We start from the raw sequence: 23,200 nt of genomic DNA, 5'->3' as shown, positions 1-23,200 counted from the left end.
TTCCCCGCACGCAGGGTGCACGCCGCCCTGCTCCGCACAACGGACCGCACTGCGGTCCGTTCGTTTTTCAGCGCTCGGTGTCGCCTTTCGCCGACAGCCCGTAGCGCTTCATCTTCTCGTACAGCGTCGCCTTGCCGACATGCAGCCGGTCGGCCGTCGCCGCGACCGCGCCGCCCGTCTGGTTCAGCGCCTGCGCAATCACCGCGCGCTCGAACTGCTCGATGCGCTCCTTCAGCGTCTGGTCGCTCTCGGCATCGTCGCCGTTCGCGCCCGCTTCCTGCGGCATGTCGGCGACGCCGAGCACGAAGCGGTCCGCCGCGTTGCGCAGCTCGCGCACGTTGCCGGGCCAGTCGCGCTGCATCAGGCTCGCGCGCTGCCGGTCGGTCAGCACGGGGGCCGGCCGCCCGTAGCGCACGGCCGCGTCGAGCATGAAGTGCTCGAACAGCGGCACGATGTCCTCGCGGCGCTCGGCGAGCGGCGGCAGCGCGATCGTCACGACGTTGAGCCGGTACAGCAGGTCGCGCCGGAACGTGCCGGCCGCGACGAGCTCGCTCATGTCGCCCTTCGCGGCCGCGACGACGCGGCAGTTCACGCGGATCGGCTGGTTGGAGCCGAGCCGCTCGAGCACGCCGTCCTGCAGCACGCGCAGCAGCTTCACCTGCAGCGCGAGCGGCATGCTTTCGATTTCGTCGAGGAACAGCGTGCCGCCGGACGCATATTCGAGCTTGCCGACGCGGCGCTTCGCGGCACCCGTAAACGCGCCGGGCTCGTAGCCGAACATCTCCGACTCGAACATCGGCTCGGGCAGCGCGCCGCAGTTCACCGCGATGAACGGCTTGTCGCGACGCGGCGACAGCTCGTGCAGGCTGCGCGCGATCAGCTCCTTGCCGGCGCCCGTGTCGCCGTTGATCAGCACCGATGCGTCGGTGGGCGCGACGTTCGCGATCAGCTTGCGCACCTGTTCGATCGCCGGGCTGCGGCCGATGATGCGCGGCGCGACGATGTTCTGCCCGGCCAGCTCGCGCCGCAGCGCGTGGTTCTCGAGCACGAGTTCGCGCCGCTCGAGCGCGCGGCGCACGGTCTCGGTCAGCCGTTCGGCCGCGAACGGCTTTTCGATGAAGTCGTACGCGCCGTCGCGCATCGCCTGCACGGCCATCGAGATGTCGCCGTGGCCGGTGACGAGGATCACCGGCACGTCGGGCACGCGCTCGCGACACTGCGCGAGCAGGTCGAGCCCGCTCGCGCCGGGCAGCCGGATGTCGCTGACGATCACGCCGGCGGTTTCCGCGACGATCGCCTTGTCGGCAGCCTCGGCCGATTCGAACCCGACGACGTCGAACCCCGCGAGCTGGAGGCTCTGCACGCTCGCCCGGCGAACGAGCGCATCGTCTTCGATATAGATCACTTGCAGCCGGTTGGCCATCGTAGTCACTTGCTCCTGACACGCCGCGCGGCGGGAAGCGCGCGGCTCTCGTTGATGCCGGTCGTGCGGCGAACGGGGCCCTAGCGCGAGCCCGCCGGCTCGGACAGGGAGTCCGGATGATGCGTGCGCGTGCGCCGCAGCGTCAAGACGAACAGCGCGCCGCCGGACGGCGCATTGCGCGCGGTCAGCGCGCCGCCCGCGTCGCTCGCGATCGACGACGAGATCGCGAGGCCGAGCCCGAGCCCGCGCCCCATTTCCTTCGTCGTGAAGAACGGTTCGAACAAGCGCGGCAGCAGGTCGGGCGCGATGCCGGGGCCGTTGTCGCGCACCTCGACCGCCAGCGTCGCGGCCGACACCGCGATCGTCACTTCGATCGCCGGCGCCGGAACACCCGCGACCGCGTCGAGCGCGTTGCCGAGCAGGTTGATCAGCACCTGTTCGAGGCGCAAGTCCTCACAGCGGGCGACGAGGTCCGGATAATCGCGCGCGAGGTCGAGCGGCGCATCCTGCGCGGGCGACACGGTCGCATCCTGCAGCGTCAGCGTGAGCGCGACGCCGCGCAGCCGGTCGCCGAGCAGCGACAGCACGCTGCGCAGCGCGCGCACGACGAGCGCCTGTTCGTTGCGCGGCTTCGCACGGCCGACGAACAGCTTCAGCTGATTGGTGATCTTGCCCATCCGCTCGGTCAGCGCGGCGATCGCCTCGAGGTTCTCGCGCGCGGCCGCCTGCTCGCCGCGATCGAGCAGCACGCGCGTGTTGTCGGAGAAGCTGCGCAATGCCGCGAGCGGCTGGTTCAGTTCATGCGTGATGCCGGCCGCCATCTGGCCGAGCGCGGCGAGCTTGCTCGCCTGGATCAGTTCGTCGTGCGCGGCGCGCAATTCCTGTTCCGCGCGGATCCGTTCGCCGACTTCCTTCTGCAATTGCTCGTTCGCTTCCGACAGGTCGGCCGTGCGCTCCTCGACGCGCCGGTTCAGCTCCGCATACGCCTGCTGCAGCAGCGCGCGGCCGCGGATCATCTCGCGCACGCGAGCGCGGCGCATGCGCCAGTAGAACGCGAGCAACGCAACCGACACGAAGCCGAAGCCCGTGACGATGGTCGCGTTGCGCGCATCGGCGTCGATCGGTGCGATCGGCGCGAGCGTGACGAGCAGCCAGTCGGGTTCGCCGATCCGCCGCTTGCTGGCCAGGAAGCGCGGTGCGCGCAGGCCCGGGCCGAGGCGCACGATCTCCGCGTCCGCGCCGAGCACCTGCTCGACGCGCAGCGGCAGCGGCGTGACGGGCTGCTGCGCGTACTGGCGCGTCTCGTAGATCGACGCGGCGACAGGCCCCGTCAACGGATGCAGCGTGTGATATTTCCACGCGGGCACGGACGACAGGAACACGACGCCGTGATCGTCCGCGACGACGAGCGGTTCGGACGCGTCGGCGCCCTGGAACCATTCGAGATTGAGTTTCACGACGACGACACCCACGATCTTGCCGTCGCGCCGCACCGGCTGCGAGATGTAGTAGCCGGGATCGCGGGAGATCGTGCCGATCCCGAAGAAGCGGCCGACCCGGCCGTTCATCGCGTCGATGAAATACGGACGGAAGCGGTATTCGATCCCGACGAAGCTGTCGGGCGCGCGCCAGTTGCTGGCGGCGACGCACAGGCCGTCCGCGCCGACCACGTAGGTGACGGTCGCGTGCGCGTGTTCGTTGAGATCTTCGAGATAACGGTTCGCGCGCCCGGTGAAATCGGCGCGCTTCGGCTCGGCGAGCAGGTCCTGCACGTACGGATGGCTGCCGAGCAGATAAGGCAGCGATTCGTAGCGGTCGAGCGTGCTCTTGAGCGCGTTGGTGGTGCGGTCGACCCTCACCGCGGCATTGCGCTGCAGCTCGGCGACGCCGCGCCGCCACGTGATGGTCCACGTCAGCGCGCACGCCGCCGCGAGCGCGGCGGCAAGCACGACGAGGATGAGCAGGCGGCGCTTCACGGACGTGACTTCCTGGCGATGCGGATCGCCTATTGTGTCATAGGGCTCCGCATCACCGGCCCAACCGCCCCGGCCGCCGCGCGGCGCGGCGGCCGCGGGCGGTACCGCCGCCTGCTCGTTCATGGTGTCAGACGCCGGCCGCCTCGGTCGTCTTGACTTCGCCGCCGCCGCTCAGCGCCTGGCGCAGCTTGTTGCGGTCGAGCTCCTTCTCCCAGGCCGACACGACGACGGTTGCGACACCGTTGCCGACGATGTTGGTCAGCGCACGGCATTCGCTCATGAAGCGGTCGATGCCGAGGATCAGCACCATGCCCGACAGCGGGATCGTCGGCACGACGGCGAGCGTCGCGGCGAGCGTGATGAAGCCCGCGCCCGTGACGCCGCTCGCGCCCTTCGACGTCAGCATCGCGACCGCGAGCAGCGTCAGCTGCTGCATCCACGTCAGTTCGATGTTGGTCGCCTGCGCGATGAACAGCACGGCCATCGTCATGTAGATGTTGGTGCCGTCGAGGTTGAACGAGTACCCGGTCGGCACGACGAGGCCGACGACCGAACGCGAGCAGCCGGCCTTCTCGAGCTTTTCCATCAGCTGCGGCAGCGCGGCTTCCGACGAGCTCGTGCCGAGCACGATCAGCAGCTCTTCCTTGATGTAGGACACGAAGCGGATGATCGAGAAGCCCGTGACGCGCGCGATCGTGCCGAGCACGACCAGCACGAACACGACCGACGTCAGGTAGAACGTGCCGATCAGCTTGAGCAGCGGCACCAGCGAGCCGACGCCGTACTTGCCGATCGTGAACGCCATCGCGCCGAACGCGCCGATCGGCGCCAGCTTCGTGACGATGTGCACGATGCCGAACAGCACGCGCGTGAGACCGTCGATGAAGTCGGTCACGACCTTGCCGCGCTCGCCGAGGTGCGCGAGCACGCTGCCGAACAGCAGCGCGATCAGCAGGATCTGCAGGATTTCGCCCTGCGCGAAGGCATCGACCATCGTGTTCGGGATGATGTGCAGCAGGAAGTCGACGGTCGACTGCCCGTGCGCCTTCGCCGCGTACGACGCGACCGCCTTGCCGTCGAGCGTCGCCGGATCGATGTTGAAGCCGACGCCCGGACGCAGGATGTGCGTGGCCGCCAGGCCGAGCAGCAGCGCGAAGGTCGACACGACCTCGAAGTACAGCAGCGCCTTGCCGCCGACGCGGCCGACCTTCTTCATGTCCTCCATGCCGGCGATGCCGGTGACGACCGTACAGAAGATGATCGGGCCGATCACCATCTTGATCAGCTTGATGAAGCCGTCGCCGAGCGGTTTCATGTCGGTGGCGAGCGCCGGGTAGAAGTGGCCGAGGATCACGCCGACGATGATGGCGAAAATCACCTGCACATAGAGCACTTTGTAGAAGGGTTTCTTCTTCACGATGGTTCCTGCTGAAGTAGATGAGCCGTGGAAACGGCGTCACGCGCGCAGGGATGAATGAGAACGGGGGCAATCCCCCGAGGCCACTCGCCCGCGCGGCTGCCGTGCCGCAACAAGCGATGCCTCAGGACATCCGGAGGGGGAGGAAGGCATTGGTCATCGGTTGTCTCCTTGCTTGCTGTAGTAGTTCGGCCGGGGGATGGCCGTGCGTTTTATATCGCAAGGTCGATGCCAGGTTCCTGGAACCCCTCAAGCCGTTGTTTTTATTGTATTTCCCATAATGCGGCAGGCAAGGAAATCCGGGATTCCGGATTTTCGGAAAATAGCCGTCCGGCGATCCGGACGGATCCGCCCATTCATCGGACGGATCAGTGCTGCACGGCGCGGCTGGCCAGCACGCCCGTCTGCGCGTAGAACTCCTGCTGCGCGAACGCGTCGCGCTCGCGCCGCGCGCGCTCGCCGCGGTCCGCGAGCGAGCCGACGACGATCCCGACGAACGCGAGCGGCACCGACACGAGCGCCGGGTTGTCGAGGAACACCGGCGCATGCGCATGGTGCAGCACGTCGACCCACACCGACTTCGACAGCACCGTGAGCGCGACCGCCGACGCGAGGCCGAGGCCGCCGCCGAGCACGGCGCCGCGCGTCGTCATCCCGCGCCAGAAGATCGACATCGCGAGCACCGGGAAATTCGCGCTGGCGGCCACCGCCGCGACGAGGCCGACCATGAACGCGACGTTCACGTGCTCGAACAGGATCGACAATGCGATCGCGATCGCCGACAACCCGATCGTCGCCGCGCGCGAGATGCGCATTTCCAGCCGCTCGTTGGGCTTGCCGCGCGCCCACATCTGCGCATACAGGTCGTGCGAGATTGTGGTCGCGCCGGCGAGCGTCAGCCCGGCGACCACCGCGAGGATCGTCGCGAACGTGACGGCCGCGATGAAGCCGTAGAACCAGTTGCCGCCGACCGCCTGCGCGAGCTTCACCGCGACCATGTTCGAGCCGCCGAGCAGGTCGTGCGTCAGGTTGAACGTGCCGTTCGCGCCGAGCCGGAAGAATTCCGGATGCTGCGCGAGCAGCACGATCGCCGAAAAGCCGATCACGAAGGTCAGCAAATAGAAGTAGCCGATGAAGCCGGTCGCGTACAGCACCGACTTGCGCGCCTCCTTCGCGTTCGGCACCGTGAAGAAGCGCATCAGGATGTGCGGGAAGCCGGCCGTGCCGAACATCAGCGCGATGCCGAGCGACAGCGCGTTGGCCGGATCGCGAATCAGCTTGCCGGGGCCCATGATCGACAGCGCGCCCGGATGCACGGCCACCGCGCGGCGGAACATTTCGTCGACGCTGAAGCCGAATTCCCCGAGCGCGAGCAACGCGAGCAGCGTCGCGCCGCACAGCAGCAGCACGGCCTTGATCACCTGCACCCAGGTGGTCGCGGTCATCCCGCCGAAGAACACGTAGACGACCATCAGCACGCCGACGATCAGCTCGGCCGTGCCGTACGACAGCCCGAACAGCAGCTGGATCAGCTTGCCCGCGCCGACCATCTGCACGACCAGGTACAGCACGACGATCGTCAGCGCGTTCGCGGACGTCAGCAGCCGGATCGGCCGCTGCGCGAAGCGGTACGCGACGACGTCGACGAACGTGAACTTGCCGAGATTGCGCAGCGGCTCGGCGATCAGGAACATGACGAACGGCCAGCCGACCAGGAAGCCGATCGAGTAGATCAGCCCGTCGAAGCCGAACATGAACACCATCCCCGAGAGCCCGAGGAACGACGCGGCCGACATGTAGTCGCCCGCGATCGCGAGCCCGTTCTGCAGCCCGGTGATGCCGCCGCCTGCCGTGTAGAAGTCGCGCGTCGAGCGCGTGCGGCGCGCGGCCCAGCGCGTGAGCGCGAGCGTCGCGAACACGAACGCGAAGAACATCCCGATCGCGACGGGGTTCAGATCGACCTTGTCGGGCATCGGGCCCGCGACGGAGGTCGCGTGCGCGGCGGACGAAACGAGAACGGCCAGCGCGGCGAGCGCGCTCGAAGTGTGTCGCATGGGGGCCTCCGTCATGAACGCTGCAGGATCGCGGCGACGCGGCGGTCGAACGCACGGTTCGCGCGCAGCACGTACCACGCGGTCAGGCCGATCGCGACCAGGATGATCGCGACGCCCACGACGATCCCGACCGTGGTCGTCGCGCCGCGGTACAGCGGCGCGGCCAGCACGTGCGGCGCGAGCGCGACGAGCAGGATGAAGCCGTAGTAGGTGGCGATCATCAGCGCCGTCAGCGTGAAGCTAAAGCGGCGCCGTGCACGCACAAGCTGCTGGTAGTCACGGCATGCCGTGACCGATTCGATGACGGAAAGCTCCATGGTGTCTCCTCCGGTCGACCAGAGTTGGCGCTTCAGCGCTTACTCTGGTCCCATGCTTCGCGGTCGACTGGTGTTGGCGCTTGAGCGCCTACTCCAGTCCCCGCAGGGCAACCACCTCGTCGTCGCGAGGGGCGTCTTGTGGATGATCGGCGCGCGTCGACTGCTCCGCCCGCGCCGCGGCGGCAAAAGCGATCTACACGATGCGATCCGCGCGCAGCCGCGCGACGTCCTCCGTCGACAGCCCGAGCCAGCCGCCGAGCACGTCGTCCGTATCGGCGCCGAGCACCGGCGGCGCACCGCGCACCGGCAGGCGCGCGCCGTCGAAGCGGTACGGCGGCGCGAGCACGTCGACGCCGCCCGCGACCGGATGCGGCTGCCGCGTGACGAGCCCCGCGCGGGTCGCGCGCTCCGAGGTCAGCGCGTCGTGCAGCCCAAGCACTTCGCCGCACGGAATGCCCGCGCCGGAAAGCGCCGCGAGCAGCGTCGCGCGCGGCCGGCGCGCGAGTTCGCGGCGGATCTCCGGCAGCAAGTCGGCGCGATTCGCGGAACGGCCGAGGTTGGTCCTGTAGTGTTCGTCCGCGGCGAGGTCGGGCCGCTCGATCGCGTCGCAGAAACGCGCGAACTGCGTGTTGTTGCCGACCGTGATCACGAGCGGGCCGTCGGCCGCATCGAACACGCCGTACGGCACGATCGACGGATGCGCGTTGCCGTAGCGCGGCGGATCCTCGCCCATCAGCAGCGCGTCGAGCCCGTAGTACGCGGTGATCATCAGCCCGCAGTCGAACAGCGCCATCTCGATTTGCCGTCCGCGCCCCGTCGCATGGCGCTCGTACAGTGCGGCGAGGATCGCCTGCGCCGAATACATGCCGGTGAACAGGTCGACCGCCGCGACGCCGAACTTCAGCGGCGGCTGGCCGGCCTCGCCGTTCAGCGCCATCAGCCCCGCCTCGCCCTGCACGACGAGGTCGTAGCCGGGCCGCGCGGCCTCCGGACCCGAACGGTCGTAGCCCGAGATCGCGCAATGCACGAGCCGCGGATTCAGCTCGGCCAGCGCGTCGTAGCCGAGCCCGAGCCTTTCCGCGCCGCCGGCCTTGAAGTTGTGGATCAGCACGTCGGCCTGCGCGGCGAGCTCGCGCGCGATGCGCTGCCCGGCTTCCGTCTGCAGGTCGACGCAGATCGACCGCTTGCTGCGGTTCACGCTGTTGAAGTAGGTGGTTTCGGTGTCGCCGATCCGCAGCCCCCAGTCGCGCGTGTCGTCGCCGCGCGCCGGATGCTCGATCTTGATCACGTCCGCGCCGAAATCGGCGAGCACCATCGCGCTCCACGGGCCCGCGAGCACGCGCGAGAAATCGAGCACCTTCACGCCGGCCAGCGGTAATGCGCGCGGGTCGTTCTTCATCGTTGTCTCCTCCATTCGCGTCGTTCTTCTTTACTGTTTCGACAGCGCGATATAGCGCGCGAGATGATGATCCTCGTCGCCGAGCTGGTGATCGATCATCACCAGCCGCTTCGCGTAGTGCGACAGCGGCAGCTCCCACGTCATCCCGATCCCGCCGTGCAGCTGGATGCTTTCCTCGGCGACCAGCGTGCCGATCCGGCCGATGCTGTACTTGGCCGCCGCGAGCGCGCGCTCGCGCACCGCACGCGGCGCATCGAGCTGCGCGGCCGCGTTGATCACCGCCGAGCGCGCCTGCTCGACTTCGAGCAGCAGGTCGGCCATCCGGTGCTGCAACGCCTGGAAGCTGCCGATCGGCATCCCGAATTGCTTGCGCGTGCGCAGGTAGTCGAGCGTGTACGCCTTCGCGACGTCCATCGCGCCGAGCGCTTCGGCCGACAGCGCGAGCAGCCCGTAGCCGAGCACGCGTTCGAGCAGCGCGGCGCCCGCTTCGCCGTCGTGCGCATTCGGCGCGCCGAGCGCCGCATCGGCCGGCAGCGCGACGCGCTCGAAACGCACCTCGGCCGCGCGGCCGCCGTCGATCTTCCTGTAGTCGCGCAGCGACACGCCCGGCGCGTCGGCCGGCACGACGAACAGGCCGATGCCGGCCGCGTCGTCGTCGTGACCGGACACGCGCGCGCTGACGACGAAGAACGCCGCCTGCGCGGCCTGGTCGACGACGCCCTTCGCGCCCGTCAGCACCCAGCCGTCGCCGGCACGCTCGGCGCGCGTGCGCACCGTCGTCAGTTCGTAGTGCGAGCCCGGCTCGTCGTGCGCGAACGCGGCGCTCGCGCTGCCGTCGATCAGCGCGGCAAGCCGCTCGCGATGCGCGGGGCCGCCGGCGAGCGACAGCGCGCGGCCCGCGAGCAGCGCGCCGAGGAACGGCTCGACGACGAGCCCGCGCCCGAGGCATTCGAACACCACCGCGATGTCGAAGCCCGCGCCGCCGAAGCCGCCGTCGGCCTCGGCAAACAGCGCGCCGACCGCGCCCAGTTCGGCGAAGCGCCGCCACATCGTGCGATCGAACCCGTCGGCCGACTGCGCGATGCGATCGCGCACCGGGAACGCGTACTGTTCGGCGATGAAGCGGTTCAACGTGTCCGCCAGCATCCGGCGGTCTTCTGTGTGCTGGAAATCCATCGTCGCGTCCCTCGTTACAGCCCCAGCATCATCTTCGCGATGATGTTCTTCTGGATCTCGTTCGAGCCGCCGAAGATCGACAGCTTGCGGTTGTTGAAGTACTGCTGCGCGGCGCTCGCGGCCTCCTCCGGGCCGACCGGCTCGCCGTCGTAGTCGGCGTCGAGCGCGTCGTCGACGAACGGCTGCGCGTATGGCCCCATCGCGCGGCGCATCAGCGCGGTGATCTCCTGGCGGATCTGCGTGCCGCGGATCTTCAGCATCGAGCTCTCGGCCCCCGGCACGCCGCCGCCCGCGACCGCGGCCAGCACGCGCAGGTTGGTCGTGCGCATGTTCTCGAGTTCGATCTCGACGCGCGCGACGCGCGCCGCGAAGAATGGATCGTCCGCGAGCGGCCGGCCGTTCTTCATGACCTTCGCGGCAACCGCGCGCAGCCGCTCGAGCGCGGCCGTCGAAAAGCCGACGCCGGCGATGTTGGTGCGCTCGTACGTGAGCAGGTATTTCGCGCAGGTCCAGCCGCGGTTCTCTTCGCCGACCAGGTTCTCCACGGGCACGCGCACGTCGGTGAAGAACACTTCGTTCACCTCGTGCTCGCCGTCGAACGTGATGATCGGACGCACTTCGACACCCGGCGTATTCATGTCGATCAGCAGGAAGCTGATGCCCTCCTGCTTGCGCACGTCGGTCGCGGTGCGCACGAGACAGAAGATCATGTTCGCGTAGTGACCGAGCGTGGTCCACGTCTTCTGGCCGTTCACGACGTAGTGATCGCCATGGCGCACCGCGCTCGTCTTCACAGACGCGAGATCGGAACCGGCACCCGGCTCCGAATAGCCCTGGCACCACCAGTCGGTGCCGTCGAGAATGCGCGGCAGCCAGTGGCGCTGCTGCGCTTCGTTGCCGTACTTGATCAGCACGGGCCCGAGCATGTTGACGCCGAACGGGACGATGCGCGGCGCGCCCGCGAGCGCGCATTCGTTGTCGAACAGGAATTTCTGCGCGACGCTCCAGCCGGGGCCGCCGTACTCGCGCGGCCAGTGGCTCGCGAGCCAGCCGCGGGCGTTCAGGATCGCGTGCCATTCGCGCATGTCGTCGCGCGTCAGATGCAGGCCGCCCTTCACCTTGCGCGCGGTGCGCGCCGGCAGTTCGGCGGCGAGGAAGCGCTGCACGTCGGTGCGGAACGCTTCCTCTTCGGGAGTGAAATTGAGGTCCATCGTAAGTCCGTTGCGAATGCGGTGGGCGTTCAGTCGATGTGGTTCAGGCTCGCGAAATCCGCGCCGCGCTCGACCAGCTCGACGATCAGCGGCGAAGGCTTCCAGAACAGCGGATCCTCGTTCGCGAACGCGCGAATGTCGGCGAGCACGTTCGCGAGGCCGACCGTGTCCGCGTAGTGCATCGGGCCGCCGCGATAACGCGGGAAGCCGTAGCCGTGCAGGAACACGGCGTCGACGTCGAGCGGGCGCAGCGCGATCTTCTCGTGTACGACGTTCGCGCCTTCGTTGATCAGCGCGGCGAGGTAGCGGCGCAGAATCTCGTCGTCGCTGAACGCGCGCGGCGTGACGCCCTTCTTCGCGCGCTCGTCGGCGACGATGGCTTCGACTTCCGGGTCCGGCGTGCCGACACGCGCGCCGTCCGGATACAGGTAGTAGCCGCGCGCCGTCTTCTGCCCGTACCAGCCGCGCTCGCACAGCCGGTCGGAAATTTCCACGTAGCGCGCGCGCGGGTCGCGCGTCGCCGCGCGGCGCTTGCGGGTCGCCCAGCCGATGTCGCCGCCCGCGAGGTCGACGACCTGGAATGGTCCCATCGGGAAGCCGAATTCGCGCACCGCGCGATCGATCTGGTACGGCGACGCGCCGTCCTCCATCAGGTAGTCGGCCGCGGTGCGATAGACCGCGAGGATCCGGTTGCCGATGAAGCCGTCGCACACGCCTGCGCGCACCGGCGTCTTCTTCAGCTGCTTCGCGAGCGCGAACGCCGTCGCGACGACCTCCGCACTCACGCGTGCCGGCACGACGATCTCGAGCAGCTTCATCACGTTGGCCGGCGAGAAGAAATGCAGGCCGATCACGTCGGCCGGCCGGTCGATGCTGGCCGCCAGCTCGTCGATGTCGAGATACGACGTGTTGGTCGCGAGCACCGCGCCCGGCTTGCACACGCGCGCGAGTTCGGCGAACACCGCCTTCTTCACGGCCATGTCCTCGAACACGGCCTCGATCACGACGTCGGCCTGCGCGAGCGCGTCGTACGACGTGCTGCCCTTGAAGCGCGCGAGCCGCGCCGCATGCGCGGCCGGCGTCATCCGGCCCTTCGCGACGAGACCGTCATACACCTTCTCGACGTGCGCGCGGCCGCGTGCGAGCGACGCTTCGTCGCGCTCGATCATCGTCACGGGCAGCCCGGCATCGAGCGCCGCGACCGCGATCCCCGCGCCCATCGTGCCGCCGCCGACCACGCCGATCCGCTCGACCGGACGCGCGCTCGCGCGGCGCGCCTCGGGCGCCTTCGCCGCCTCGCGCTCCGCGAAGAACGCATGCACGAGGCCCGCGCGCTGCGGGCTGTCGATGCACTGCAGGAACAGGCTGCGTTCGAGCTTCATCCCCGCGTCGAACGACAGCGTGAGCGCGGCCTCGACCGCGTCGACGATCTTCGCCGGCGAGAACAGGCCGCGCGACTTCTTCGGCAAGTCGGCGCGCGCCGCGTCGATCGCGGCCTGCGCGCTCGCGTGATCGGCGAGCCCCTGCGCGTCGCGCGTGCGCCGTGCCGGCGCGCCGAGCGACACGAGTTCCTGCGCATAGGCCAGGCCTTCGGCAAGCGTGTCGTCGCTGTGCGCGAGGCGGTCGACGAGGCCGAGCGCGAGCGCTTCGTCGGCGCTCGCGTGACGCCCCGTCAGCATCAGGTCGAGCGCGCCCTTCGCGCCGATCAGGCGCGGCGCGCGCTGCGTGCCGCCCGCGCCCGGCAGCAGGCCGAGCGTGACTTCGGGCAGCCCCAGCTTCGCGCCGGGCACCGCCAGCCGGTAATGCGCGGCGAGCGCGACCTCGAGGCCGCCGCCGAGCGTCGCGCCGTGCAGCGCGACCACGACCGGCTTCGCGCTCGACTCGATCCGCTCGCACACGTCGGGCAGCGACGGCGGCACCGGCGGCTTGCCGAATTCGCGGATGTCGGCGCCCGCGATGAAGTTGCGGCCGGCGCCGACGATCAGCACCGCGCGGATCGCGTCGTCGGCCTGCGCGGCGTCGAGCGCGCCGGAAAGGCCGCGCCGCACGTCGGCGGACAACGCGTTGACGGGCGGATGGTCGATCGTGACGACGAGCACCTTGTCGCGCCGTTCGCGCGTGACGGTGCCGGCGCGGGAGGGTTCGGGGGAAGCGGTTGAATTCATCGTGTCTCCGGTTCGGTACGCCGGGCGGCAGCCGCGGGACGGGCCGGCGAAGCCGGTTCCGGGATCCCGCGCGGCGGGAAACGATCCAGCGTGGCTGCCGGGGATGACTCGATTCTCAATTGATCGAGATTCATTGACAATTCCCGCACGCCTTTACAAGCTGTCAAGTCTGACTTGACACTGAATGCTTTCGAACCGTTAAACGGGACGGATCAGGAGACACCGGACATGGACCTGAACGCGCTGACGCTGCTCGTCGAGATCCTCGACGCGGGCAATCTGAGCAAGGCCGCGCAGCGGCTCAAGGTGAGTCGCGCGAACGTCAGCTACCGGCTGAACCAGCTCGAACGCTCGATCGGCCAGCAGCTCGTGCGCCGCACGACGCGTCGCATCGAGCCGACCGAGATCGGGCTGAAGCTGTACGAGCACGGCCGGCGCATCCGCAACGAACTGCTGGCCGCGCAGGAGTCGGTGACGACGCTCGGCCAGGACCTGCAGGGCCGCGTGCGGCTGTCGGTGCCGAGCGGCTACGGGCAGATGGTGATGTCCGACTGGCTGCTCGCGTTCAAGCGGCTGCATCCGGGCATCGTGCTCGACGTGGTGTTCGAGAATCGCGTGGAAGACCTGATGCGCGACGAGATCGACATCGCGGTGCGCGTGATGCCGGAGCCGCCGCAGAACCTCGTCGCGCGCGACATGGGGGCGGTGCGCTACGTTGCGTGCGCGTCGGCCGCGTTCGCGGCCGCGCACGGGATGCCGGCGAGCCTCGGCGCGCTGGCCGCCGCGCCGGTCGTCACCGCGACGGTGATGGGGCGGCAGTTGCGGATCGCCGCGTATCTCGGCGACGAGCGCCACGAGGTGCTGCTCGAGCCGACGCTGATTTCGGAGAACTTCCTGTTCCTGCGCCAGGCGATCCTCGCCGGAATCGGCGTCGGCATCGTGCCCGACTACGTGATGCAGGACGACATGCGGCGCGGCACGGTCGTCACGTCGCTCGACGCGTACCGGCTCAGCATCTTCGGCACGCACATGTACATGCTGTACATGCCGAACCGGCACCACACGCGTGCGACCGCAACGTTCATAGAGTTCATCCTCGAACAGGCCGGAAAGACCGGCCGGGGCGGGCCGGGCGCGATGCGTCAGGGTTTCCGGTCGGATGACAACCCGCCGGCCGCGCGGCGACAATAGCGCGCCGCCGGTGCGGAGCGCGTGCCGCGCACACGCCGCCTCCTTCGAATTCACTGTTGCCGAGGGTTCAATGTTCGATCGGATTCGTCCGCATTCGCGTCCCTGGACGCTCGCCGCCGCGCTCGCGCTCGCACTCGCGCTCGTCGCCTTCGGTGCCGGCTGCACGTCCCGTTCCGCGCCGTCGGGCGCCGTCGTCCCGGTCGTGGCCGCATCGGGCGCCGCGGTGCCGCTGCCCGGCGCGCACCCGCCCGAACTGTCGTCGGACTGGACCGACAAGCCGGGCTGGACCTCGCAGCACGCGATGATCGCGACCGCGAACCCGCTCGCGACGCAGGCCGGCTACGACATGCTGAAGGCCGGCGGCACCGCGATCGACGCGGCGATCGCGACGCAAATGGTGCTCGCGCTCGTCGAGCCGCAATCGTCGGGGCTCGGCGGCGGCGCGTTCATGCTGTACTTCGACGGCCGCGCGACGCAGGCGTACGACGGCCGCGAGACCGCGCCGGCCGCCGCGACCGAGCGCCTGTTCTACGGCCCCACCGGCCAGCCGATGCGCTTCTACGAAGGTGTCGTCGGCGGGCGTTCGGTCGGCACGCCGGGCGTGCTGCGGATGCTCGACGCCGCGCATCGCGCGCACGGCAAGCTGCCGTGGCGCCGGCTGTTCCAGCCCGCGATCCGGCTTGCCGAGCACGGTTTCACGATCAGCCCGCGGCTGGCGATGCTGATCGCGAACGACAAGTACCTGATGAACGACCCGGCCGCGCGCTCGTACTTCTACAACACCGACGGCACGCCGAAGGCGGCCGGCACCGTGCTGAAGAACCCCGCGCTCGCGACCGTGCTGCGCCAGGTCGCCGACCGCGGCGCGAACGCGTTCTACACCGGCGCGATCGCGCGCGACATCGTCGCGAAGGTGCGCAAGCACCCGACCAATCCGGGCCTGCTGTCGCTGCAGGATCTCGCGCGCTACAAGGCGAAGGTGCGTGCGCCACTGTGTACCGACTACCGGCGCTCGGTGGTGTGCGGGATGCCGCCGCCGTCGTCGGGCGGCCTCGCGATCGCGCAGATGCTGGGCATCCTCGAGGCGATGCCGGACTGGCAGCAGATCGGCGCGCAGAAGCCGGTGCGCAACGAGGTCGGCTACGAGCCGACGCCGTTCGCCGCGCACCTGTTCAGCGAGGCCGGTCGCCTCGCGTTCGCGGACCGCGCGCGCTACGTCGCCGACCCCGATTTCGCGCCGCTGCCGGGCGGCAGTTGGGCGAGCCTCACCGACAAGACCTATCTCGCGCAGCGTGCGCGCCTGATCGGCGACAACAGCATGGGCGTCGCGCAGGCCGGCACGCCGCAGGGCGCGACGCTCGCGCTGGCCGACGACCGCAGCCCCGAGTTGCCGTCGACCTCCGACATCGCGATCGTCGACCGCTACGGTCAGGCGCTGTCCATGACAACCAGCGTCGAGGACGCGTTCGGTTCGCGGCTGATGGTGCGCGGCTTCATGCTGAACAACCAGCTCACCGATTTCTCGTTCGTGTCGACCGAGAACGGCCGGCCGGTCGCGAACCGCGTGCAACCCGGCAAGCGACCGCGCTCGGCGATGTCGCCGGAGCTCGTGTTCGACCAGAAGACGAAGCAGGTGACGATGATCGTCGGTTCGGCCGGCGGCCCCGCGATCATCAACCACGTCGCGAAAACGCTGATCGGCGTGCTCGACTGGGGGATGACGATGCAGCAGGCGATCGCGCTGCCGAACGTCGGGTCGACGAACGGGCCGACCCAGCTCGAGCGCGGCCGCGTGTCGGACGCGCTCGTCGACGGGCTGAAGGGACGCGGGCACGACGTGCAGGTCGTCGAGATGAACTCGGGACTGCACGGGATCCAGCGGCTGAACGTGCAGGGGCAGACGGTGTGGTTCGGCGGCGCGGATCCGCGGCGCGAAGGGAATGCGATGGGGGATTGAGCAGGATCCAACGCCACCCGGAATTTCGCTGTCCTGAGACCAGCCGCTCCAACCTGCCGCGCCAGGATCGCACGAGCCAAGCCGCGGTCGACAACCCGCCGCATGCGCGCGTGCGCCAATGAGCGCGATCTGGCGCAACGCGCCGGGGGTTGCCGACCGCTCAATCCATGAACGTAAATTCCTCGTAACGTTTCATGCGATTGCCCTCGCGTCCCATACTCTCCACTCCAATTTCGTAACTGTCTGATCGACGGCGCATTCATCGCTCCGTATAGTCGCTCGCTCACGTCACAGCTATCAACACATCCGCCGTGACGTTCGCAGGCAACGGCACCACATCCCGTTGTCGATGAAGCACGTCGGGCCGCTATCGTCCGAGTGCACGACATCAATCATTCAGGACTACGACTCATGATTCGCTCCTTCGCCATGCCCTCCGGCTGCGCGCACCCGCGCGGTTCGACACAACGACAACGCGCGTGTGCCGCCCGCCTTCGTCTGTCCGCGCTTGCCGTTTCGCTGGCCGCACTCGCGCCCGGCTACGCCCAGGCCGCGGATCTTGTTCTCGACAAACTGCACATCGTCGACGGCACCGGCGGCGCGCCAAGCGCGTCGGGCGCCGGCTCGATCGCCATCGGGCCCGGCGCGCGGGCAAACGGCGAAAGCGGCGGCGACTACTCGGCGATCGCGATCGGCGCGGAGGCCAGCGCTACCGGGCAGGCCGCGGTCTCCATCGGCGAACGGGCGAAGGTCCACGGCGATCGCTCGAGCGCGTTCGGCGTCTCGTCGAACGTCAACGCGAACCGCGCCGTCGCGATCGGCGCGGACGCGACGGTTACCGCGCACGGCGCGGTCGCGCTGGGGCAAGGCAGCGTCGCCGATCGAGGCAACACCGTGTCGATCGGCCAAACCGGCAACGAACGCCAGCTCGTCAACCTTGGCGCGGGCACGCGCGACACCGACGCGACGAACTTGTCGCAGCTCAGGCCGGTGGTCGATGCGCTCGGCGGCGATGCCAAGCTCAACGCGGACGGCTCGGTTCGCGGCCCGAGCTACACGATCAACGGACAGACCTTCACCAACGTCGGCGGCGCACTGACGAACCTCGACGGGCGCGTGTCGACGGTCGAAACCGACGTCACGTCGATCCGCTACGACGTCAACGATCTCGGCGCGCGGCTCGACAACGGCACCGCCGGCCTCGTGCGACAAGATCCGGCAAGTCTCGGCATCTCGATCGGCGCCGACAAGGGCGGCACGTCGGTCAGCGTCGCCGGCGCGAACGGCTCGCGCACACTGACCGGCCTGTCGAACGGCACCGGCGACACCGACGCCGTGACGGTCGCGCAGTTGAAGGCAACCGGCCTGATCGATCCGGACGGCAAGCCGCTCAGCGCGATCGCGTACGACGACCTGACGCTCGGCCGCGCAACGCTCGGCGGAGTCGGCGGCACGCTGCTCGACAACGTCGCGCCGGGCGCGATCGCGGCGGGCGGCATGCAGGCCGTCAACGGCGGGCAGCTCTTTACGATGCAGCAGCAATTCGACAGCCGCTTCGAATCGTTCGACAACCGGCTGACGACCATCGAGCAGAATGGCCCGAACACCAGTCCGCCGGGCGATCAAGGCAACAGTCTGGCCCAGCTCGGCGACGGGTCCGGTGCAACGGGTTCGAACTCGGTGGCACTCGGACAAGGATCGAGCGCGGCCGGAAACAACAGCACGTCGATAGGCACGAACGCCAACGCATCGGGCAACAATTCGGTGGCGCTCGGCGCGAACTCCGTGGCGGATCGCGACAACACCGTCTCCGTCGGCGCGCCCGGCCAGGAGCGGCAGATCACCAACGTCGCGGCCGGCACCGCGCCGACCGATGCCGTCAACGTGCAGCAACTGAACAACAGCATCGGCAGCGTGCGATCCGACATGGACCACTACCGGCGCGACGCAAGCGGCGGTATCGCGTCCGCTGTCGCGATCGCGAACCTGCCGCAAGCGGCGCTCGCGGGCGAAAGCATGGTCTCGATCGCCGGCGGCACCTATAGCGGGCAGTCGGCCGTCGCTTTCGGCGTGTCCACTGCCACGCGCAACGGGCGCTGGGTGGTCAAGGCGTCGGGGTCCACCAACACCCGCGGCACGGTGGCCGCCGGCGCCGGCGCCGGTTATCGCTGGTAAGCCGTCGCGGCGTAGTCGCCGGCATCACGCGACAGGGGCCGGGATTCGCTCGACGCGAAACCCGGCCCCTGTCCATTCGCAGCGCGGGGCGGCCGACCGTCGTCACGCCCCGTTGCGGCGGGCGACCTATCCCCTTCCCTTCCACGGCACCACCCGCCGCTCGACCCACCGCATCGCGAGATCGAACAGCCACGCGATCGCGCCGATGATCAGGATCCCCATCACGACGATGTCGGTGCGCAGGAAACTCGATGCGTTGAGCACCATCTGCCCGAGCCCGGCCGTCGCGGCGACCATCTCGGCCGCGACGAGCGTCGTCCAGCCGAACCCGATCGCGATCCGCAGCCCGGTGAGAATCTCCGGCAGCGCGGCCGGCAGCACGACATGGCGCACGATCTGCGCGAAGCTGCCGCCGAGCGAATACGCGGCATTGATCTGCTCGACCGTCGCCGCGCGCACGCCCGCGCGTGCGGCCATCGCGATCGGCGCGAAGCACGCGAGGAAGATCACGACCAGCTTCGCCGTCTCGTCGATGCCGAACCAGATCACGACGAGCGGCAGGTACGCGAGCGGCGGCAGCGGCCGGTAGAACTCCAGCAGCGGATCGAGCACGCCGCGCGCGATGCGGCTCACGCCCATCAGGATGCCGGCCGGCACGCCGATCGCAGTCGCGACCACGAACGCGCCGAACACGCGCGCGGCGCTCCACAGCAGGTGTTCGGACAACGGCAGCCCGCCCTGGATGCGGCCGTGCCAAGCGTCCATGAACGCCGCCCACACCGCTTCCGGCGCGGGCAGGAACAGCGGCGGCAGCCACTGCCGATGCGTCGCGACCCACCACAGCACCGTCAGCGCCGCGACCGTCGCCGCGCTCAAGGCCGCCGTCCTGCCCTGCCCCGGCAACCGGTAGCGATGCGATGCGCGCGCGGGACGCGCCGCGGGGCGACGCTGCGTCGCGCGCTGATCCTGCCTGAACTCCGCGGCCGCTCGATCGGCCGCCCGCGAATCCTGCGTGCTCATGTCGTCCTGCCTGTGCAATGGTCTGATCCGGCTGCGCCCGACGGACGCGCCGTGCCGCGCGAACTCGCGCATCACGCGGTCTCCGCGACCGCATCGTCGCGATGCAGATACGCGATCAGCCGCTCGCGCCATTCGATGAAATCCGGCGACGACTTCACCGCGCGCGCATCGCGCGATTCGACGTAGCGCCGCGCGAACGGCAGCTCGAAGGTTTCCGCGATGCGACCGGGGCCCGGCGTCATCACGACGAGGCGCGTCGCGAGGAACAGCGCCTCCTCGACGTCGTGCGTGATGAAGAACACCGTCTTGCCGGTGCGCGCCCACACGTCGAGCACGAGCGCCTGCATCGTGCCGCGCGTCATCGCGTCGAGCGCGCCCATCGGTTCGTCCATCAGCAGCACGCGCGGGTCGCTCGCGAGCGCGCGCGCGATGCCGACGCGTTGCTGCATCCCGCCCGACAGTTCGTACACGCGCGCATGCGCATGGTTGTCGAGCCCGACGAGCGCGAGCATCTCCCGCGAGCGCGCCTCGCGTTCGGCCTTCGACACGCGCGCGAACCGCAACCCGAGCGCGACGTTGTCGAGCACGTCAAGCCACGGCAGCAGCGCGTACTTCTGGAACACGACGCCGCGATCGGCGCCGGGGCCCGTGACTGGCACCCCATCGACGCGCACCTCGCCCGTCGTCGGCGCGACGAAGCCGGCCATGCAGTTCAGCAGCGTCGTCTTCCCGCACCCGGATGCGCCGAGCGCGACGACGAATTCACCGGCATCGATGCGCAGGTCGACGCGCGCGAGCGCCTGCGTCGTCGGCCTGCCGCGCTCGCCCGGATAGGCGACCGATACCTGACGGACTTCCAGCGTGCTCATGATCGGGCTCCGCGTCGATCGCCGCGCTCAGCGCGCGGCCTTCTGCACGAACTGCGGATCGACGCCGACCGAGTAGTCGGCGAGCACCGTCTGGATCGTGCCTTGCGTTTTCAGGAACGCGGCGGTGGCCGCGAGCGACTTCGCGGCGCCCGACTGCGCACCGCCGCCGAGCCACGTCGGCGACGCCTGCTCGGCCGGCGTCGGGAATGCGTACAGCGCGAGGCTTGCCGGCACGTCCGGCGCGTTCGCGCCCGACACCTTCGCGACTGCCGCGACCTGCGGCGAACCGACCTTCCACGCAGCGGTGTGCGCACGGTAATCGGCGTCGGCGGCCGCGAGCACCTTCACGAAGCGCGCGACGAACTCGGGATTCTCGCGCGCGAACTTGCGGCTCACGACGAAGCCGTCGAAGGTCGCCTTGCCGCTTTCCTTCGCGACCCGGCCCGACGTCGTCAGCACGGTGCCCGACTGCTTGACCTTCGCGAGCACGGGATCCCAGATATAGGTCGCGTCGATGTCGCCGCGCGTCCAGGCGGCCGCGACTTCGGGCGGACGCAGGTTGACGATCTTCACGTCGTTCGGATTGACGCCCGCGGCCTGCAGCGCGACGAGCGTGTGGAAATGCGACGTCGACACGAACGGCACGCCGATCTTCTTGCCCTTCAGCGCGGCGATGTTCGTGACGCCGGAGCCGTTGCGCGCGACGAGCGCCTCGGCGTCGTTGATGTTGTCGAGCACCCAGAACAGCGAGATGTCGAGCCCCTGCGACAGGCCGGCCGCGATCGGGCTGGAGCCGGCTTCGCCGAGCTGCACGGAGCCCGACGCGAGCGCGCGGATCACGTCGGCGCCGCTGTCGAGCTTGCGGAACGTGACCTTGTAGCCGGTCGCCTTTTCGACTTCACCGCTCGCCTGCGCATAGCGCCACGGCACGACCATGTCCTGGTACGCGATCACGACTTCGCGCGATTCGGCGTGCGCCGCGCCGAGCGCGGCAAAGGCGGTCAGCGCGACGACGGCGCGGCGGATGAAGCGGAAACGGGACATGCGGCTCTCCTTCGGATACGGGCAATGCTGCGGGAGAGCCGACTTTACGAGCTTTGCGTGCGGCGGGAGCGAACTTATCCTGCGAAGCTATCGATGATGTTTCGGCTTTGCTTTTCACGCTGGATTGGATTGCGCATCCGGTTGGTTGGCGATTGCCGTGCTGGGACGTTGACCGTCGCGGTTGCCGCCACTAGGGCCTGTTCACGCTAATAACGGGCTTGCGCTGGCCCCCAGAAGGGCCGAGCGCAAGGAATGCGACGAAGCGAATACTCGACGTATTCGCGAGGAGCATGACGCGGCGATCGGCCCTTCTGGGGGCCAGCCCCACGAATGATTTTTCCAAACAGGGGAACGTGCCTTTCCGCCCGCATTGCGGCGTCGTTCGTCGTTGCAATAGCTACGGCTATTGCGCCTCCTCTCTCCTTGCCCTGCGGGCGGAAAGACACGTTCGCAAGCCCGTTATTAGCGTGAACAGGCCCTACCCCCCGCGCAAAGGGCGCCGCGTCGGCCTGCCGAGATGCCTGCGCGCCTGCTCGGTCTGATCGTGCTCGAAAGCGTCGTCGAGGTCGTCGAGTTCCCGTGCCGCCAGACCGATATCTGCCGATGTCCCGACGCGCCTCCAGCTCTGGACGGCATCGAATACTTGGCTCAGCGTGGCGAGCGCCTGCTCTCGAGTCAGCGAAAAATAGTTGCACGCGTCGAGCAGCATGTCGATCGAATCAATCGGCCCGGCGTCTTCAGTGAGCCAGGTTTTCGATTCCCGTAGCTTGCCCGGCATCGGATTCAGATCGAACGCGGGGGCGAGCCTCCACAGACCGTTGCCGTCATAGAGGAATCCGAGATTCTGCAGATGGTCGTCGGTATTTGTAATGAGCAGGTTGAACACGAGGCGCCGCCAGAGCTGACGCGCATCGTCGAGTGGCCGCGCGCCGCGCTGCCTCATCGCGTCGACGATCTCGGTGTACGCGTGTTCGTCCTGACGAGATGTCTGAAGCATCGACGCGGCCGATAGATACGGAATGCGTCGATCATCACCGATGCGGTCGAATCGCTCGATGAGCGCAACGGGTATCCCGCCCACCTCGACACACCGCGCGCCCGCCGCTTCGATGCCGGCCGCGCGCGCCAAGCGCAATGCCAGCACTTCGGCCCGCGTCACGCTGATGGTGTCTCCAACGCTCGGAAACTTCCCGATGGCGAGCCTGCCATTCTCGTCCAACACCGTGCATTTCGGACGCATGCCGCCAAGCGACGTGCCCTTGCCCTGCAGATAGCGCAAGTCTTCCGCCGTATCGGTGCTCGTCTCCACCGCCCGGGTCGCCTCCGCGAGCCGCTCGAGTTCGATCAATGGCGGCGTGGTCCGCCGGCCGTCCTCCTCGGTCCGAAGATACTTGCCCTCCCGACTAAGACGAAGTGCGCCGACGCGGCTGAAATCGTCGACCGCGCAGAGGTAATCCAGTTCGTTGAGCGGCCTCAGATCAGGCTGCGTTCTACGCAGCCTGGCATGCGCGCGATCAATCACGCGCCTGCCCCACGCGTCCGGCTCCGTATCCGCCAGCGCGAAATGAAAGACCGAGTCGACCGGGCGAGGTGCGCGCCGCGTCTGGTAGCCTGGCTGCAACGGCAGATCCGGCGACACTTCGAAGCGATCGGGATGCGTCAACCACGCGTCGTCGTAGACGAACTGGGAAAGTTCGCGGCGCCCCTGGCTCACGTAGTGCAATTGTCCGAGCGGCAGCCCGGCCGTGCCAATGCACACGTCCAGTGCCTCGCTGATACCCGGTCTGGTCGGCTTGCCGTTCATTC

General features: G+C 68.9%; 16 protein-coding genes. 3 read left to right on the top strand and 13 right to left on the bottom strand.

Annotation, left to right across the window (positions count from 1 at the left end; all coding sequences use genetic code 11):
- Positions 1-67 precede the first annotated feature (67 nt).
- The 9 genes from SB786_RS01680 to SB786_RS01640 all read right to left on the bottom strand — a co-directional run bounded on the left by SB786_RS01680 (position 68) and on the right by SB786_RS01640 (position 13,138).
- Complete coding sequence (locus tag SB786_RS01680; protein ID WP_410725897.1) at positions 68-1,423, bottom strand: sigma-54-dependent transcriptional regulator; 1,356 nt, start codon at positions 1,421-1,423, stop codon at positions 68-70.
- A gap of 80 nt (positions 1,424-1,503) precedes the next feature.
- Entirely contained in the window at positions 1,504-3,522 is a 2,019-nt protein-coding gene (locus tag SB786_RS01675; RefSeq protein WP_410725896.1) for an ATP-binding protein, read from the bottom strand.
- 4 nt (positions 3,523-3,526) lie between these two features.
- Positions 3,527-4,816 carry a dicarboxylate/amino acid:cation symporter gene (locus SB786_RS01670; RefSeq protein ID WP_410725895.1) on the bottom strand — a complete coding sequence of 430 codons (1,290 nt, stop codon included), beginning with the start codon at positions 4,814-4,816 and terminating at the stop codon, positions 3,527-3,529.
- A 368-nt stretch (positions 4,817-5,184) separates the two neighbouring features.
- A complete protein-coding gene (locus SB786_RS01665) occupies positions 5,185-6,870 on the bottom strand; it encodes a cation acetate symporter (protein WP_410725894.1) in 1,686 nt (561 codons plus the stop codon).
- An 11-nt stretch (positions 6,871-6,881) separates the two neighbouring features.
- Positions 6,882-7,187: a DUF485 domain-containing protein gene (locus tag SB786_RS01660; protein ID WP_410725893.1), complete on the bottom strand. Its 306-nt coding sequence runs from the start codon at positions 7,185-7,187 to the stop codon at positions 6,882-6,884.
- 193 nt (positions 7,188-7,380) lie between these two features.
- Entirely contained in the window at positions 7,381-8,586 is a 1,206-nt protein-coding gene (locus SB786_RS01655) for a CaiB/BaiF CoA transferase family protein (protein WP_410725892.1), read from the bottom strand.
- Between the two features lie 30 nt (positions 8,587-8,616).
- Positions 8,617-9,762, bottom strand: coding sequence for an acyl-CoA dehydrogenase family protein (locus tag SB786_RS01650; RefSeq protein WP_410725891.1), 1,146 nt, complete (start codon positions 9,760-9,762; stop codon positions 8,617-8,619).
- Positions 9,763-9,776: 14 nt separating this feature from the next.
- On the bottom strand, positions 9,777-10,973 hold the full coding sequence (locus SB786_RS01645; protein ID WP_410725890.1) for an acyl-CoA dehydrogenase family protein: 1,197 nt from the start codon (positions 10,971-10,973) through the stop codon (positions 9,777-9,779).
- Between the two features lie 29 nt (positions 10,974-11,002).
- Positions 11,003-13,138, bottom strand: a complete 2,136-nt coding sequence (locus SB786_RS01640; protein ID WP_410725889.1) for a 3-hydroxyacyl-CoA dehydrogenase NAD-binding domain-containing protein — start codon at positions 13,136-13,138, stop codon at positions 11,003-11,005.
- Positions 13,139-13,366: 228 nt separating this feature from the next.
- Here SB786_RS01640 and SB786_RS01635 point away from each other — a divergent pair, with 228 nt between their 5' ends.
- The 3 genes from SB786_RS01635 (at position 13,367) to SB786_RS01625 (ending at position 18,461) form a co-directional block, all read left to right on the top strand.
- Positions 13,367-14,329 (top strand): LysR family transcriptional regulator, encoded by a 963-nt coding sequence (locus tag SB786_RS01635; protein WP_410725888.1) that lies wholly within the window; start codon positions 13,367-13,369, stop codon positions 14,327-14,329.
- 70 nt (positions 14,330-14,399) lie between these two features.
- On the top strand, positions 14,400-16,286 hold the full coding sequence (gene ggt / locus SB786_RS01630) for a gamma-glutamyltransferase (protein WP_410725887.1): 1,887 nt from the start codon (positions 14,400-14,402) through the stop codon (positions 16,284-16,286).
- 411 nt (positions 16,287-16,697) lie between these two features.
- Complete coding sequence (locus SB786_RS01625; RefSeq protein ID WP_410725886.1) at positions 16,698-18,461, top strand: YadA family autotransporter adhesin; 1,764 nt, start codon at positions 16,698-16,700, stop codon at positions 18,459-18,461.
- Between the two features lie 126 nt (positions 18,462-18,587).
- On the opposite strand, the gene SB786_RS01620 is transcribed toward SB786_RS01625, so the two are convergent.
- The 4 genes from SB786_RS01620 to SB786_RS01605 form a co-directional block, all read right to left on the bottom strand.
- Positions 18,588-19,553: an ABC transporter permease subunit gene (locus SB786_RS01620; protein ID WP_410725924.1), complete on the bottom strand. Its 966-nt coding sequence runs from the start codon at positions 19,551-19,553 to the stop codon at positions 18,588-18,590.
- Positions 19,553-20,350 carry a taurine ABC transporter ATP-binding protein gene (locus SB786_RS01615; protein WP_410725885.1) on the bottom strand — a complete coding sequence of 266 codons (798 nt, stop codon included), beginning with the start codon at positions 20,348-20,350 and terminating at the stop codon, positions 19,553-19,555. Before SB786_RS01615 ends, SB786_RS01620 begins: the two co-directional genes overlap by 1 nt.
- A gap of 27 nt (positions 20,351-20,377) precedes the next feature.
- Entirely contained in the window at positions 20,378-21,394 is a 1,017-nt protein-coding gene (gene tauA, locus SB786_RS01610) for a taurine ABC transporter substrate-binding protein (protein WP_410725884.1), read from the bottom strand.
- Positions 21,395-21,872: 478 nt separating this feature from the next.
- Positions 21,873-23,198: a type II toxin-antitoxin system HipA family toxin gene (locus SB786_RS01605; protein WP_410725883.1), complete on the bottom strand. Its 1,326-nt coding sequence runs from the start codon at positions 23,196-23,198 to the stop codon at positions 21,873-21,875.
- Between the last annotated feature and the right edge of the window lie 2 nt (positions 23,199-23,200).

This window comes from Burkholderia sp. SIMBA_062 (genome assembly GCF_046534765.1).
GTDB lineage: Bacteria > Pseudomonadota > Gammaproteobacteria > Burkholderiales > Burkholderiaceae > Burkholderia > Burkholderia ambifaria.
This window is presented reverse-complemented; position numbering and strand designations above follow the sequence as displayed.

What these genes read in the sequence shown, in the direction of transcription:
- SB786_RS01680 (WP_410725897.1), bottom strand. Translation starts at nt 1,423, where the DNA reads ATGGCCAACCGGCTGCAAGTGATCTATATCGAAGACGATGCGCTCGTT.
- SB786_RS01675 (WP_410725896.1), bottom strand. Translation starts at nt 3,522, where the DNA reads ATGAACGAGCAGGCGGCGGTACCGCCCGCGGCCGCCGCGCCGCGCGGC.
- SB786_RS01665 (WP_410725894.1), bottom strand. Translation starts at nt 6,870, where the DNA reads ATGCGACACACTTCGAGCGCGCTCGCCGCGCTGGCCGTTCTCGTTTCG.
- SB786_RS01660 (WP_410725893.1), bottom strand. Translation starts at nt 7,187, where the DNA reads ATGGAGCTTTCCGTCATCGAATCGGTCACGGCATGCCGTGACTACCAG.
- SB786_RS01655 (WP_410725892.1), bottom strand. Translation starts at nt 8,586, where the DNA reads ATGAAGAACGACCCGCGCGCATTACCGCTGGCCGGCGTGAAGGTGCTC.
- SB786_RS01650 (WP_410725891.1), bottom strand. Translation starts at nt 9,762, where the DNA reads ATGGATTTCCAGCACACAGAAGACCGCCGGATGCTGGCGGACACGTTG.
- SB786_RS01645 (WP_410725890.1), bottom strand. Translation starts at nt 10,973, where the DNA reads ATGGACCTCAATTTCACTCCCGAAGAGGAAGCGTTCCGCACCGACGTG.
- SB786_RS01640 (WP_410725889.1), bottom strand. Translation starts at nt 13,138, where the DNA reads ATGAATTCAACCGCTTCCCCCGAACCCTCCCGCGCCGGCACCGTCACG.
- SB786_RS01635 (WP_410725888.1), top strand. Translation starts at nt 13,367, where the DNA reads ATGGACCTGAACGCGCTGACGCTGCTCGTCGAGATCCTCGACGCGGGC.
- ggt (WP_410725887.1), top strand. Translation starts at nt 14,400, where the DNA reads ATGTTCGATCGGATTCGTCCGCATTCGCGTCCCTGGACGCTCGCCGCC.
- SB786_RS01625 (WP_410725886.1), top strand. Translation starts at nt 16,698, where the DNA reads ATGATTCGCTCCTTCGCCATGCCCTCCGGCTGCGCGCACCCGCGCGGT.
- SB786_RS01620 (WP_410725924.1), bottom strand. Translation starts at nt 19,553, where the DNA reads ATGCGCGAGTTCGCGCGGCACGGCGCGTCCGTCGGGCGCAGCCGGATC.
- SB786_RS01615 (WP_410725885.1), bottom strand. Translation starts at nt 20,350, where the DNA reads ATGAGCACGCTGGAAGTCCGTCAGGTATCGGTCGCCTATCCGGGCGAG.
- tauA (WP_410725884.1), bottom strand. Translation starts at nt 21,394, where the DNA reads ATGTCCCGTTTCCGCTTCATCCGCCGCGCCGTCGTCGCGCTGACCGCC.
- SB786_RS01605 (WP_410725883.1), bottom strand. Translation starts at nt 23,198, where the DNA reads ATGAACGGCAAGCCGACCAGACCGGGTATCAGCGAGGCACTGGACGTG.